Raw genomic sequence first — 13368 nt, 5'->3', positions numbered from 1 at the left:
GGCGGGTGTCCCTCCTTTCTTACCCTGAGAATTGATTGAAAAGTTCGTCAACTTTCCGCGCCGTTTCTTTTGAGGTTATCGTTTCCACTTTTTTCAGCAGGCGCAGCCGCTCCTGATCATCAAAAATATTGATGTTTTTTCCGTGCATCAGAGCCGCTACCTCAGCCGCTTGACTCATCGTAATGCTGATTCCGTATTGCTTGGAATATTTCAGCAGATCGTCCGCAGTGACTTGATTGAGCCGCTGCAAAATAATTCTTTGTATTAAAATCATCGATACTTTCACCTCTTTAGACATAATGTATTGAGCAGATCATTAAAATGTTACAGCTTTTAATGGTAAAATAAAGTTGCTTACTGTTTAAAATAGTTATTATAGGAAAGGAGATTTTATGACCCCAAATAAACAGCATAAAAGAGAATCATTTTTACACTTTATCTTCAGGGTCATTATGATTCTGATCGGGGCGGGTTCAGCCGCCGTAAGTATTGAATTGTTTCTGGTCCCTAATAATTTTATCGACGGAGGCATTATCGGTGTTTCATTAATTTTAGACCACCTCTTTATGTCCAATCCCCTCCTCAATTTTGCCTTATTCGTTGTGTTACTCAACATTCCATTTATGATTTTCGGATATAAATATATCGGAAAAACATTTCTCATCTCTACTGTTATCGGAATCGTCGGTTTAGCGCTGATTGAATCCTCATTGCACCATGTGGAGGCCATTACGACCCAGCCTATTTTGGCGACAGTATTCGGGGGGCTTTTGCTCGGTTTCGGGGTAGGCCTTGTCATCCGAAACGGAGGCTCGATGGACGGTACTGAAATCCTCGGTATCCTTCTCACGAAAAAGCTGCCCTTTTCAGTCGGGGAATTCGTTATGCTCATCAATGTGTTTATTTTCATTTGGGCCGGTTTTGTGTTCGGTCCGGAGCAGGCAATGTATTCTTTCATGACTTATTATATTGCCATGAAAACGATTGACGCCGTCATCCAGGGGCTTGATGAAACAAAAGCGGTCATTATTGTTGCAGAGCAATATGCTGAGATCTCAGATGCTATATTGCACCGGCTTGGACGGGGAACTACCAAGCTTCAGGGAAAAGGCGGATATACGGATGAAACCAAAGAAGTCATTTACGCGGTCGTGACAAGGCTTGAAGTGACTAAATTGAAATCCATTGTGTTTGAAATTGATAAAAACGCCTTTATTACGATCATGAATACCCATGAAACGAGGGGCGGTAAGTTCAAAACCGCGATTCACTAGGCTTTCATTTACTTTTCATCATTTTATAGGTATAATTTGATACATCATAAGAAAATGGCCTGCTGTTCAGACAGCTGCCATTTTCTTTTTGGAGCGATACCGTGTTGTAAAGGGGAGGTCCTCATGAACGTACAAGAAGCGTTGAACCTGCTGAAAGAAAAAGGGTATAAATATACGAGTAAGCGAGAAGACATGCTGCAGCTTTTTGCTGATTCTGATAAATATCTGACCGCCAAAAACGTGCTTGCCGCATTAAATGACGACTATCCGGGTCTGAGCTTTGATACCATATACAGAAATCTTTCGTTATATGAAGAACTCGGCATTTTGGAAACGACGGAGCTTTCCGGAGAAAAACTGTTCCGTTTTACATGCTCTTATACCCATCATCATCACCATTTTATCTGTTTAACCTGCGGGAAAACGAAGGAAATTGAGTCCTGTCCGATGGATAAGCTGCACGATGATTTGGAAGGGTATGAAATCAGCGGCCATAAGTTTGAAATTTACGGCACCTGTCCGGCGTGCCGATAAAAAACCTCCTGCTTATACAGGAGGTTTTTTATCAGCTTTTCACATGCTGAAAGCTATGTTTGTTTTTATTAATCCAGGCGACGGCTTCAAGCCAATTCTGCACCCTGATAATATTGGAATCGATGGGGAGCTGATTATATGGGGAGTTAAAAAGGATAACCGGAATGCCTGCTTCTTTTGCGATCATTGTCGCATTGCCGTGGTGATCTTCGAAAAATAAATCAATGCCGTGTTTTTTGACCGCTTCCACTTTGTGATGGCCTCCGACAAGCTCAATGTGATCGTAATGAATGTCCCGGTTTGCAAACCAGTCCAGCGTAACATCTTCTAAGTGGCCGCGTCTTGCCGTAATGTAGATCAGACGGTGCTCTTCTTTCAGTCCGTCCAGTGCCTGCTTGGCAAATTCCGCGAGCTTCGCTTCTTTATATATGGCTGCTTCATGAACGTTCATCCATTCCCAAAATTCCTCGTCTGTAATGTTCAAAAGCTTCGTCAGATCATAATCAGTCATATCATCCAAGGTAATGGAAAGATGAAATGAGCGGTTTAAATAAGGGACAAATGTATCCTGTGCCGTAACTGTGCCGTCAATATCTATACCTAACCGTAACATGTCCACACTCCTATAAATTCATCCCTTCAAGTGTAACATAAACAATTAACAATACCAGAAAAGTTTAGCAAACATGAATCCGTAAAAAACGCGGAAACTAAAAAAGCTCCTTTCATAAAAGAAAAAGGGGGAATTGAAGGTGGCATACGATTACGAAAATCGAAAAGGCAACGACTACTATGTGGATCATGGATCGGAAGGAACTGATATCACGCGTGATGTTTATTCAGAAGAAACAGCGGCGGAAATTTCAGAGCCATATCGTGCTTCTGACCGGGCAGCAGACCGTGATGATAACCGGGACGGAGTAAGTGAAGGCCGGGGGATAGGGTATGCAGCATTGGCTATTTCTATCATTTCCCTGTTTGTGCTCCCTGTTTTATTAGGGGCATGCGGCATTATCGTCGGCTATATCGCCAGAAGAAGAGGAGCAGGCGCTTTAGGCGGATGGGCGATGGGAATCGGTATTGTTTCCCTTGTGCTTGGCATCTTCATTACACCGTTTTTTTAACACAACGCAAAAAAAAGCTTGGCGGAATATCCGTCAAGCTTTTTGTGTTTCTTGTTCTGCTTTTGCTTTTTCCGCTTCAAGCTTTGCGTAGTGTTCTTCTGCCAGCTTGTCGATTTCTTTTTTCAGCTCATCGACCATGGTTTCTTCAGGGACTTTGCGGACGATTTGGCCTTTGCGGAAAAGAAGGCCTTCGCCGCGCGCACCGGCAATCCCGATATCGGCTTCTCTTGCTTCACCCGGTCCGTTAACGGCGCATCCGAGAACGGCTACTTTAATCGGCGCTTTGACTTTAGAAATGTATTCTTCCACTTCATTTGCGATGCTGATAAGATCAATTTCGATCCGTCCGCATGTCGGGCATGAAATAAGCGTAGCCGCGTTTGAAGCAAGACCGAATGATTTCAGCAGTTCTCTGGCTACTTTTACTTCTTCAACCGGGTCGGCGCTCAGAGAGATCCGGAGCGTGTTTCCGATTCCTTTGCTTAAAATCGCTCCGAGTCCGGCCGCGCTTTTTACCGTTCCGGCAAACAGCGTGCCCGATTCTGTAATTCCGAGGTGGAGCGGATAATCAAATGCTTTTGACGCTTTTTCGTATGCTTCTATGGCTAGATTGACGTCAGACGCTTTCATGCTGACGATGATGTCGTGAAAGTCAAGGTCTTCCAGGATTTTGATATGATGAAGCGCACTCTCAACCATTCCGTCAGCAGTCGGATAGCCGTATTTTTCTAAAATGCGTTTTTCCAAAGAACCCGCGTTTACGCCGATCCGGATCGGAATTCCTTTTTCTTTCGCTGCTTTTACGACGGCTTCCACTTTTTCGCGGCGGCCGATGTTTCCCGGGTTGATTCTGATTTTGTCGGCCCCGCCCTCAATTGCTTTTAATGCAAGCTTGTAGTCAAAATGAATATCGACAACGAGAGGGATGGAAATTTGTTTTTTGATGTCGGCAATCGCGTTAGCGGCGCGTTCGTCCGGACATGCCACCCGGACAATTTGGCAGCCGGCTTCGGCTAAACGGTTGATTTCCGCAACTGTTGCTTCTACGTCGTGTGTTTTGGTCGTCGTCATACTCTGAATGACGACTTCGTTATTTCCGCCTATTGTTAAAGGTCCCACTTTGACGGGACGCGTTTTTGTACGATGTGTGATTTCACTCACTTGTCAATCGCTCCTTAATTGTAGTTACCGCTTTTGCAGGCATAGCCTTTTACATGTCAGGCAACTTCTATTTACATGTTATATTGTAACAGTGTATTTGCCGAACTGACAAGAAATTAACGTTTAATTGCGGTAGACGGGGAATTTATAAGCGGTGCCTGCCTGAATTGCGTTTGCTTTTACATTCGGATTCAGCGCTTCAAAATCTTGCGCAATATCATCTGGCGCTTTATGTGCGCCGACTATCGACATCACCGTATCGCCTTTTTTGACCGTAACCGTTCTGTATGAAGATTCCTGTCGGGCTGGCTGTGCCGCCGCTGCGTATGCTGGAAGGTCTTGAGAAGGGATCGTGCCGATTTTAAGATCGTAAAAGATAATGAATATCACAAATAAACTGCCGAATACAAAAGTAAGCCGCTTCATTCCAACCGCCTCCCGCATACATTTTTACTTCATTGTATGCTTGTCCCATTTTGTTCATGACAAAAAAGAAGACCGCCGGGGGCAGTCTTTGTTACACAGCTGTTTTTCTTGGCGGTATCTCTTTTAAGACGAGGAAAAGGATGATAAAGTTTACAAACCAATTCACTAAAAATTCACTCGGCACCGTAATAACAAGCGCGCGCATGATCGTAAAGAATATGGTCGAAAGTGTAATGGAATAAGCCGAAAGCTTCCAGAGCTGCGGGTAATTCAATGTCTTTCTTTGCGCATTTTTCAATATCAGTCCGATGACGGCGAGAAATGATACTTCAATGAATTTTCCGGCCGCTGTCATGATGAACAGCAAAACGGACAGGACGGTGACGATCATTGTTTTATTTTGGTTTAATGCTGATATGATTTCTTTTTTTGTGATATCAGCAGGCATCAGCGAATAATTCATTTCTGTCGCCTGTCCGTCTACAGCAAGCACCATTTTATTTTTCAAAATGCCGATCGCATTTTGTTTGGCCGCTATTTGTTTCGCGCCGTAAGCATCTGTCGGATCAAACACGATGACGAACCCGTTCGCTTCCGTTTCCTTAGAGGCGGACGCTTTCGTCTGCAATTCTCCGTTTGAAATGCTGAAATCAGGGAAATCTTTCTTTAACACGGTTTTGAAACCGTTCATTGAGTTTACGGTGCCGGAGCAAAGGTAATAAGCGCTTGGCAGCGTAAAAAGGACAGACAGCAAAAATACATAAAGGATCGCTTTTCCTATCCCCTGAAACCGTGTTTTTGCAATATCTGCCGGAGAGTATGTACTTTTCAATAAAGCCGTAAATATGTTCAACATCTTCACTTCCTAGCCTAAACTGGTATATGTTGCTTATTGTATCGTTCACAGGGGATGAACACAAGTGAGAGTATTTAAAGCGGTGATAAGGAATCATACATAATAAGATAAAGCGGGAAGCGGTGATCGCCCGCAAAACAAAGGAGGGTGTTTTTGTTATGAGTGTTTTGTATTGGCTGATGATCATTGCGGTCTTCGTCATTGCTTTTATCGGGCTTGTATATCCGGTGATTCCAAGCGTTATTTTTATTGTGGCCGGTTTTCTTCTCTACGGATTTTTGTTTTCCTTCAGTCCTTATTCTTACCTGTTTTGGCTCATTGAGGCGGTATTTGCGGCCGTTTTATTCGCAGCTGACTATGTGTCAAATTTACTTGGCGTTAAAAGGTACGGAGGAAGCAGGGCGGCAATCTGGGGAAGCACGATCGGATTATTGATCGGGCCCTTCGTTATTCCCGTGGCGGGCATTATATTAGGCCCGTTTATCGGTGCTCTCTGCGCTGAGGTGTTTGTTCATCAAAAGGATATCAAGTCCGCGGCAAAAGTGGGGCTCGGCTCGTTAATCGGCTTTTTAACAAGCGTGGCGGCAAAAGGCGTCATTCAGCTCTTTATGATCGGATATTTCTTATGGACAGTGCTTTAGAAAGGTTTAATTTCGGCCGTGAACGGATAAAGTGTAATATGTCTGCTGGAATCGCCGGATTGTGAGCTTTTTCATTGATTACCACGCTTTCTTTTGTTACATTGAGATTAGAAAAGTTCGCGTTAAGCGGCATTTCAGTACATATATTTAAAGGAGGAAAAAATTATGGCTTACAAACTTCCAGAATTGCCTTACGCTTATGATGCTTTAGAACCTCATATCGATAAGGAAACGATGACGATTCACCATACGAAGCACCATAACACATACGTGACAAACCTCAACAAAGCGATCGAAGGATCAGCGCTTGCAGAGAAATCTGTAGATGAGCTTGTTGCTGATTTGAATGCAGTGCCGGAGGACATCCGCACGGCAGTCCGCAACAATGGCGGCGGACATGCAAACCACTCTTTATTCTGGACTCTTTTATCTCCGAACGGCGGAGGCGAACCGACTGGTGAGCTTGCTGAAGAGATCAAAAGCACGTTCGGAAGCTTCGATCAATTTAAAGAAAAATTCGCCGCGGCAGCTGCAGGCCGTTTCGGTTCAGGCTGGGCTTGGCTCGTTGTAAACAACGGCAAACTTGAAATTACAAGCACGCCAAACCAAGATTCACCGCTTTCAGAAGGTAAAACACCTGTTCTCGGTCTTGATGTTTGGGAGCACGCGTACTACCTGAACTACCAAAACCGCCGTCCTGATTACATTTCAGCTTTCTGGAATGTTGTGAACTGGGATGAAGTTGCCCGTCTTTACAGCGAAGCAAAATAATTGAGTTGAATGATCACAAGGTCTCCCGCGGGAGGCCTTGTTTTTTTATTGACTTTGATTCCTTTTACATATCTCAGTTTGAGTGAGACAAACTAATGTGTAGTAAAGGGGAGTCAATGATGAGCAAAATAAAAAAAATTATCGGCGACATCGAAATAAATAAAGGGCTGCTGCTGTTATTGACGATTGGCGGCCTTTACTCATTGGGCATCGCGCTGTCAAATACATTTGTCAACGTGTATTTGTGGAAGCAGTCGGGAAAATTTATTGATTTGGCCATATACAATTTGTCGGTCGTGACGATGCAGCCGGTTACCTTTCTGCTGGCTGGCCGGCTGGCTAAAAAAATTGACAGGGTGTTTATTCTCAGGTTCGGCGTTATCTTTTTGGCCGCTTTTTATTTAAGTGTGCTGCTTGCCGGAGAAACTGCGGCTTCCCGTCTCGTTTTGATAGGGGCCGTGCTCGGAGTTGGATACGGCTTTTACTGGCTGGCTTTTAATGTGCTGACTTTCGAAATCACGGAACCGGAAACGAGAGATTTTTTTAACGGGTTTTTAGGCATTTTGTCCTCATCGGCGGGCATGATCGGTCCGATTGTGGCCGGATATGTCATTTCAAGACTTGAAAACAATACGGGTTATACAATCATTTTCAGCCTGTCGCTCGGCTTATTTGCCCTTGCCGTGGTCATGAGCTTTTTTCTGAAGCGGAGGGAGTCGAAAGGCCGGTTTATGCTGAAAAAAGTTTTTGATGAGCGCCACACGAATCTGAATTGGCGCCGGATTACCAACGCGCACTTTTTTCAAGGCTTGAGAGAAGGGATTTTTGTTTTTTTAATCAGCGTATTTGTATTCATTGCGACAAACAGTGAGCTGGCGCTCGGAACATTCGGTCTCGTCAATTCCGCGGTTTCTTTTTTTGCCTATTATTTTGCATCAAGGCTCATCAAAAAAAGAGCGCGGAAAAAGGCGATTCTTATCGGCGGATTGATCTTGTACGGCGCCCTGTTTCTCATCATTTTTAAAATGAGCTTCACGACGCTCCTTTTGTACGGAGTGTTTATTGCGATCGGCTATCCAGTTCTGCTCGTGCCGTATGTCTCGCTTACATATGATGTGATAGGCCGGGCGCGGCTTGCCAGAAAAGCCAGAATTGAATACATTGTGCTCAGGGAATTATTTTTAAATGCGGGCCGGATCGTTTCCATCCTTTGTTTCCTTGTAATCGTTACATTGTTCAAGGAAAAAGTGGGAATACCGGCGGCGCTCGTGCTGCTCGGAGCCGGCCATCCGCTGATTTATTACTTTATAAAAGACATCAAACTGGATACGGAAACTTCTGATGAAACAGTAGAAGAAGACCGACAAAAACAGGCGGCGGAACCGAATTTTATAAAAGGAGAAAGATAAAAGGGTTATCTGTAGAAAAATATCGAAAAAACCTTTAGAATGAAAAATGGCACCTGAACAGAAGGTGTCATTTCTTTCTGTAAATAAGAAAAGGTGATGTCATGAGGAGAAATAAAAAGAAAATAGCTGTAAACAAAGAAAAGAAAAAATCACTGCCGATCCGGCTTAATTTTTTGTTTTTGGCCGCGTTTCTTATTTTCACTTGGATTATCGTCGAGCTTGGCATCAAGCAGATCGTTCAGGGTGATGATTATAAAAACGCCGCTAATAAGCAGGAGGAGTCTGATGTCAGCACGGCGGTTCCGAGAGGGAAAATATACGACCGGAACCTAAATCCCATCGTAACGAATAAAGCATTAAATGCGATTACATATACACGTTCAGCCTCAACCACCCAGGCGCAGCGTTTGAAAATCGCAAAAAAACTGTCGGGTATGATTAAGGTAAGCACCAAAAAGGTGACTGAGCGGGATAAAAAAGACTATTGGATGTTAACGAGGCCTGATGAAGCGAAAAAACTGATTACGGCCGAAGAAAAGCAAAAAGCTGAAGACAAAAAACTGTCTGACGATGATTTATATCAGCTTCAGCTGAAACGCATCACAGACAAACAGCTGAATGAGCTCACTTCAAAAGACATGCAGATCCTCGCGATCAAAAGGCAGATGGATTCAGGCTACTCCCTGACGCCTCAATACATCAAAAATGAAGGCGTGTCGGCAAAAGAAATGGCCGTCGTCAGCGAACATTTAGATGAACTGCCGGGAGTTGACGTGACGTCTGACTGGGAACGGTCTTATCCTTATAAAAGCCTGATCCGGACATTGCTCGGCAGTGTATCCAGTTCGAACGAAGGTCTTCCGTCCAACCTGCTGGATCACTATCTGTCACTCGGCTACAGCCGGAATGACAGGGTCGGAAAAAGCTATTTAGAATATCAATATGAAAGCCTGCTGCAGGGTCAAAAAGAGAAAGTGCAGAACTTAACCGACTCATCCGGAAATGTCACGGGCAGCAAAGTGATTTCAAAAGGACAGGCCGGCAAAGACCTTGTTTTATCCATTGATATGGACCTGCAGAAATCCGTTGAAAAAATCATTGAGAAAAATTTAAGATCGGCAAAAGCGAGACCGAGCACGAAGCTTCTTGATCGGGCCTTCGTCGTCATGATGAACCCGAAAAACGGAGAAGTGCTGACGATGGCCGGCAAACAGATTACGAATGACCATGGAAAGTACAAAATTAATGATTATGCCCTCGGCGCAATGACTTCCTCCTACGCAATGGGATCGGCGGTCAAAGGAGCGACGGTGTTGACCGGACTGCAGACGGGCGCGATTAATTTGAACACCGTTTTCCAGGATGAACCTATGTATTTCAAGGGAAGTAAAAACCCGAAAAAATCATGGACGAATTTAGGTCCCGTAGATATCCAAAAAGCGCTTCAGGAATCATCAAACGTGTTCATGTTCAAAACGGCGATTGCCGTCGGTAAAGGGGAGTACAAAAAAGGCCAGTCCCTGCCGCTTGATATGAAGGCATTCGATACTTTCAGATACTACTTCAATCAGTTCGGACTCGGAGTTAAGACGGGGATTGATCTTCCGAATGAAGCGACCGGGTACCAAGGGTCACAGCGAATTTCCGGTCTTCTGTTAGACTTTGCCATCGGACAGTATGATACGTTTACACCGCTGCAAATGGCGCAGTATGTATCTACAATCGCCAATGGAGGCTATCGTTTGAAACCTCAGCTTGTAAAAGAGGTCAGGCAGCCTGATTCGAAAAAAGGAATCGGAGCCGTTGTAGAGTCTGTTCAGCCCCAAGTACTGAATAAGATTGATATGAATAATGCAGACATTAAAGAAGTGCAGGCAGGTTTCAGACGCGTCATGACAAAAGGGACAGCCGCAACTGATTTTGCGACTGCGACATACAGTCCTGCCGGTAAAACGGGTACCGCGCAATCTTTCTATGACGGTCCTGACAAATCAGAGACGGGTGAAGCAACATATAACACGACTCTTGTCGCGTATGCACCTGCTGATAATCCGGAAGTAGCTATTTCTGTAGTCGTTCCTTGGGCCTATATTAATTACAGCGATCGATATTCGATTACGGATGATATAGGAAGAGCAGCTCTGGACAAATACTTTGAGCTGAAAAAGAAACAAGAAGATAATAATACGAAGCAGAAAAACGAAGATAAAATTCAGGAAGACGCTGAAAACGGCAATACAAACAACTAACAGAAAAACGCTCACAACTTGTGAGCGTTTTTTTTATACAAAAAAACATCCGGATTTACAAAACCTTAACACTTGATTTATACGCATTTTACAAGAACCCTTTACTCTATACGTGTAGGACAAATTACACATTAAATGCAGGGGGAATTCAGGAAATGAAAAAAAACAAATGGATGCTTATGCTTCTGATGGCTGCTGTTATGATTGTTGCTGCAGCATGCGGAAATGCAAAGGAAAGCGGCAAGACAGACAGTCAATCTGCAAGTGAGGATAAAAAAGCATCAGGTTCTTTAACCATTTCTGGTTCATCAGCCATGCAGCCGTTAGTACTGGCAGCGGCGGAAAAGTTTATGGAAAAGCATCCGGATGCTGATGTGCAGGTGCAAGCGGGAGGTTCAGGAACAGGTCTTTCGCAAGTGTCTGAAGGGGCAGTGCAAATCGGCAACTCAGATGTCTTTGCTGAAGAAAAAGAAGGCATTGATGCGAAAGCCCTAAAAGACCACCGAGTAGCGGTAGTGGCGATGGCGGCTGCGGTCAACCCCGGTGCGGGCGTAAAGGATATAACCAAAAAACAGCTGACAGACGTCTTTACAGGCAAAATTAAAAACTGGAAAGAGCTTGGCGGTAAAGATCAAAAAATTACACTTGTGAACCGTCCTGATTCATCAGGAACGCGCGCTACGTTCGTCAAATATGCTCTTGACGGAGCAGATCCTGCAGAGGGCATTACAGAGGATTCCTCCAATACAGTCAAAAAAATCATTGCGGAAACGCCGGGAGCAATCGGTTATCTGGCATTCTCTTATATAAACGATGACAAAGTAACGCCTTTATCGATCGGAGGCATCAAACCGGAAGAGAAAAACGTCGTCACAGGCGAGTATCCGATTTGGGCTTACGAGCACTCTTATACGAAAGGTGAGGCGTCAGGCCTTACAAAAACGTTTCTTGACTATATGAACAGCGATGAAGTACAGAAAAGTATCGTAAAAGATCAAGGCTACATTCCGATCTCTGATATGAAAGTCACACGTGACGCAAACGGCAAGCAAAGCTGAGGGGAGGGCGGGCTCCCCGCCTCTTCTTCCTTATAGGAGTGTAAACAAATGATAAATCACAGAGAAAAAGAGTCTGTAAGCGAACGCTTAATAAGCTCAAAACAAAACAGGCAATTGGATGAAGTCCGCGGAAGGGTGATTGTGTCTGTGTGTGCCGCGATTATTATTGCGGCATCAGCGGCGATCACAATTTTTCTCGGCATAAAGGGGCTGCAATCTTTTTTTGTAAATGGTGTAAGCCCGATTGAGTTCTTAACAAGTCTGAATTGGAATCCAACCCAGGCAAAACCTGAGTTCGGCGCGCTGCCTTTTATTTTCGGATCATTTGCGGTCACGGTTCTGTCCGCTCTGATCGCAGCGCCCCTCGGTATTGCGGGTGCCGTGTTTATGACGGAAATTGCGCCGACTTGGGGAAAAAAGGTGCTGCAGCCGGTAATTGAGCTGCTTGTCGGCATTCCGTCCGTCGTTTATGGATTCATAGGTCTTACAGTATTGGTTCCGTTTATCGGCTCTTTTAAATCAAGCGGAACGGGTCACAGCCTTCTGGCGGGGACGATCGTACTCTCGGTAATGATTCTGCCGACTGTGACATCGATTTCCGCTGATGCGCTTGCGTCACTTCCGAAACACCTTCGCGACGGTTCATATGCGCTTGGTGCGACGAGGTGGCAGACAATCAGAAAGGTGCTTATCCCGGCGGCGTTTCCGACATTGCTGACCGCTGTCGTGCTCGGGATGGCAAGAGCGTTCGGAGAAGCACTCGCCGTACAGATGGTTATCGGAAATACAAAGCTTCTGCCGGAAAGCCTGCTTGATACGGCGGGAACATTAACGACGATTATTACGTTAAACATGGGCCATACCACATACGGCAGTATTGAAAATAATACGTTATGGTCTATGGGGCTTGTTCTTCTCATCATGTCGTTTCTGTTTATATTGCTCATACGCTACTTGTCGTCTAGGAGGAAAGTGTAATGAACCGGAAAATAACGGATAAATTGGCCACCGGTGTATTCGGGTTATGCGCCGCTGTAATCGCGGCGATTTTGGCAGGATTGTTTTTGTACATTCTTATTCACGGCGTCTCTGAAATCTCCTTGCATTTTCTTACGTCAAAATCGAGCGCCATTGCGTCAGGCGGCGGAATACGGGATCAGCTTTTTAACTCCTTTTACATTCTGTTTATCACCATGCTGATCACGATACCGCTTGGAGTGGGGGGCGGCGTCTTCATGGCTGAATATGCGCCCCAAAATAAAATCACTGATTTTATCAGAACGTGTATTGAGGTTCTGTCTTCGCTTCCGTCCATTGTCATCGGGATGTTCGGCATGCTGATGTTTGTAAACCTGACCGGATGGGGTTACACGATTATCGGGGGCGCGCTCGCATTAACGGTCTTTAACCTTCCCGTTATGGTCCGGGTGACGGAAGGCGCGCTCACTGCAGTTCCTAAGGAGCTGAAAGAAGCTTCTCTCGCTTTAGGCGTATCGAGATGGCATACCGTCAAAACGGTGCTGGTTCCGAGTGCGGTTCCTTCGATTTTAACCGGAGCCATTCTCGCATCCGGAAGAGTATTCGGAGAAGCGGCCGCATTGTTATTTACAGCGGGACTGACAACGCCGCGGCTGAACTTTACGGATTTGAACCCGTTTTCTGAATCATCTCCTTTCAACATTTTCAGGCCGGCTGAGACGCTGGCGGTTCATATATGGAGTGTCAATACGGAGGGAATCATCCCTGACGCCGAAGCGATTGCAAACGGCGGCTCGGCGGTGCTGGTGATTTCGGTGCTCTTGTTTAACCTTTGTGCAAGATGGCTCGGGTCTGTCATTTATAAAAAGCTTACGGCAAATTAATCA

The 13368-nt window shown here is 45.0% G+C and carries 15 protein-coding genes; 10 read left to right on the top strand and 5 right to left on the bottom strand.

What is annotated here, in order from left to right; all coding sequences use genetic code 11:
- Window positions 1-19 precede the first annotated feature (19 nt).
- On the bottom strand, window positions 20-274 hold the full coding sequence (locus GNE05_RS13160) for a DUF2624 domain-containing protein (protein ID WP_160182875.1): 255 nt from the start codon (window positions 272-274) through the stop codon (window positions 20-22).
- Between the two features lie 118 nt (window positions 275-392).
- Here GNE05_RS13160 and GNE05_RS13155 point away from each other — a divergent pair, with 118 nt between their 5' ends.
- Together GNE05_RS13155 and GNE05_RS13150 are read left to right on the top strand one after the other, a co-directional pair.
- Window positions 393-1274: a YitT family protein gene (locus GNE05_RS13155; protein ID WP_007408296.1), complete on the top strand. Its 882-nt coding sequence runs from the start codon at window positions 393-395 to the stop codon at window positions 1272-1274.
- Between the two features lie 123 nt (window positions 1275-1397).
- Window positions 1398-1808 carry a zinc uptake transcriptional repressor Zur gene (locus GNE05_RS13150; RefSeq protein ID WP_003153018.1) on the top strand — a complete coding sequence of 137 codons (411 nt, stop codon included), beginning with the start codon at window positions 1398-1400 and terminating at the stop codon, window positions 1806-1808.
- Between the two features lie 31 nt (window positions 1809-1839).
- Here the strand turns inward: GNE05_RS13150 and GNE05_RS13145 are convergent, their stop codons facing one another.
- Window positions 1840-2421: a nucleotidase gene (locus GNE05_RS13145; RefSeq protein WP_007408297.1), complete on the bottom strand. Its 582-nt coding sequence runs from the start codon at window positions 2419-2421 to the stop codon at window positions 1840-1842.
- A gap of 133 nt (window positions 2422-2554) precedes the next feature.
- Between GNE05_RS13145 and GNE05_RS13140 the strand changes: the two genes are divergently transcribed.
- Window positions 2555-2932, top strand: a complete 378-nt coding sequence (locus tag GNE05_RS13140; protein WP_087920773.1) for a DUF308 domain-containing protein — start codon at window positions 2555-2557, stop codon at window positions 2930-2932.
- A gap of 33 nt (window positions 2933-2965) precedes the next feature.
- On the opposite strand, the gene ispG is transcribed toward GNE05_RS13140, so the two are convergent.
- From ispG to GNE05_RS13125, 3 genes are all read right to left on the bottom strand, one after another.
- On the bottom strand, window positions 2966-4084 hold the full coding sequence (gene ispG, locus GNE05_RS13135; protein WP_170616544.1) for a flavodoxin-dependent (E)-4-hydroxy-3-methylbut-2-enyl-diphosphate synthase: 1119 nt from the start codon (window positions 4082-4084) through the stop codon (window positions 2966-2968).
- Window positions 4085-4216: 132 nt separating this feature from the next.
- A complete protein-coding gene (locus GNE05_RS13130) occupies window positions 4217-4519 on the bottom strand; it encodes a LysM peptidoglycan-binding domain-containing protein (RefSeq protein WP_007408299.1) in 303 nt (100 codons plus the stop codon).
- 91 nt (window positions 4520-4610) lie between these two features.
- Window positions 4611-5375 carry a DUF1189 domain-containing protein gene (locus GNE05_RS13125; RefSeq protein WP_052827649.1) on the bottom strand — a complete coding sequence of 255 codons (765 nt, stop codon included), beginning with the start codon at window positions 5373-5375 and terminating at the stop codon, window positions 4611-4613.
- 158 nt (window positions 5376-5533) lie between these two features.
- On the opposite strand from GNE05_RS13125, the gene GNE05_RS13120 reads away from it, so the two are divergent.
- From GNE05_RS13120 to pstA, 7 genes are all read left to right on the top strand, one after another.
- Window positions 5534-6016, top strand: a complete 483-nt coding sequence (locus tag GNE05_RS13120) for a DUF456 domain-containing protein (protein ID WP_007408301.1) — start codon at window positions 5534-5536, stop codon at window positions 6014-6016.
- A gap of 165 nt (window positions 6017-6181) precedes the next feature.
- The gene (gene sodA / locus GNE05_RS13115; RefSeq protein ID WP_003153025.1) at window positions 6182-6787 is read left to right on the top strand and encodes a superoxide dismutase SodA; all 606 of its coding nucleotides are present in this window, start codon (window positions 6182-6184) and stop codon (window positions 6785-6787) included.
- A gap of 119 nt (window positions 6788-6906) precedes the next feature.
- Window positions 6907-8196, top strand: a complete 1290-nt coding sequence (locus GNE05_RS13110; protein WP_012118002.1) for an MFS transporter — start codon at window positions 6907-6909, stop codon at window positions 8194-8196.
- Between the two features lie 101 nt (window positions 8197-8297).
- A complete protein-coding gene (pbpA, locus tag GNE05_RS13105; protein ID WP_007612612.1) occupies window positions 8298-10445 on the top strand; it encodes a penicillin-binding protein 2A in 2148 nt (715 codons plus the stop codon).
- 155 nt (window positions 10446-10600) lie between these two features.
- The gene (locus GNE05_RS13100; protein ID WP_007408304.1) at window positions 10601-11503 is read left to right on the top strand and encodes a phosphate ABC transporter substrate-binding protein; all 903 of its coding nucleotides are present in this window, start codon (window positions 10601-10603) and stop codon (window positions 11501-11503) included.
- A gap of 48 nt (window positions 11504-11551) precedes the next feature.
- On the top strand, window positions 11552-12481 hold the full coding sequence (gene pstC / locus GNE05_RS13095; protein WP_007612605.1) for a phosphate ABC transporter permease subunit PstC: 930 nt from the start codon (window positions 11552-11554) through the stop codon (window positions 12479-12481).
- On the top strand, window positions 12481-13365 hold the full coding sequence (gene pstA, locus GNE05_RS13090; protein WP_160182874.1) for a phosphate ABC transporter permease PstA: 885 nt from the start codon (window positions 12481-12483) through the stop codon (window positions 13363-13365). The genes pstC and pstA overlap by 1 nt, the downstream gene beginning before the upstream one ends.
- Window positions 13366-13368: the final 3 nt, after the last annotated feature.

The sequence above is a fragment of the Bacillus sp. AM1(2019) genome (assembly GCF_009906915.1).
Classification (GTDB): domain Bacteria; phylum Bacillota; class Bacilli; order Bacillales; family Bacillaceae; genus Bacillus; species Bacillus velezensis.
Note: the sequence above shows the minus strand (reverse complement) of the source record. Positions and strands in the feature narration are given on the sequence as shown.

Coding starts and splice junctions, on each gene's coding strand:
- GNE05_RS13160 (WP_160182875.1), bottom strand. CDS start 274: ATGATTTTAATACAAAGAATTATTTTGCAGCGGCTCAATCAAGTCACT.
- GNE05_RS13155 (WP_007408296.1), top strand. CDS start 393: ATGACCCCAAATAAACAGCATAAAAGAGAATCATTTTTACACTTTATC.
- GNE05_RS13150 (WP_003153018.1), top strand. CDS start 1,398: ATGAACGTACAAGAAGCGTTGAACCTGCTGAAAGAAAAAGGGTATAAA.
- GNE05_RS13145 (WP_007408297.1), bottom strand. CDS start 2,421: ATGTTACGGTTAGGTATAGATATTGACGGCACAGTTACGGCACAGGAT.
- GNE05_RS13130 (WP_007408299.1), bottom strand. CDS start 4,519: ATGAAGCGGCTTACTTTTGTATTCGGCAGTTTATTTGTGATATTCATT.
- GNE05_RS13125 (WP_052827649.1), bottom strand. CDS start 5,375: ATGTTGAACATATTTACGGCTTTATTGAAAAGTACATACTCTCCGGCA.
- GNE05_RS13120 (WP_007408301.1), top strand. CDS start 5,534: ATGAGTGTTTTGTATTGGCTGATGATCATTGCGGTCTTCGTCATTGCT.
- sodA (WP_003153025.1), top strand. CDS start 6,182: ATGGCTTACAAACTTCCAGAATTGCCTTACGCTTATGATGCTTTAGAA.
- GNE05_RS13110 (WP_012118002.1), top strand. CDS start 6,907: ATGAGCAAAATAAAAAAAATTATCGGCGACATCGAAATAAATAAAGGG.
- pbpA (WP_007612612.1), top strand. CDS start 8,298: ATGAGGAGAAATAAAAAGAAAATAGCTGTAAACAAAGAAAAGAAAAAA.
- GNE05_RS13100 (WP_007408304.1), top strand. CDS start 10,601: ATGAAAAAAAACAAATGGATGCTTATGCTTCTGATGGCTGCTGTTATG.
- pstC (WP_007612605.1), top strand. CDS start 11,552: ATGATAAATCACAGAGAAAAAGAGTCTGTAAGCGAACGCTTAATAAGC.
- pstA (WP_160182874.1), top strand. CDS start 12,481: ATGAACCGGAAAATAACGGATAAATTGGCCACCGGTGTATTCGGGTTA.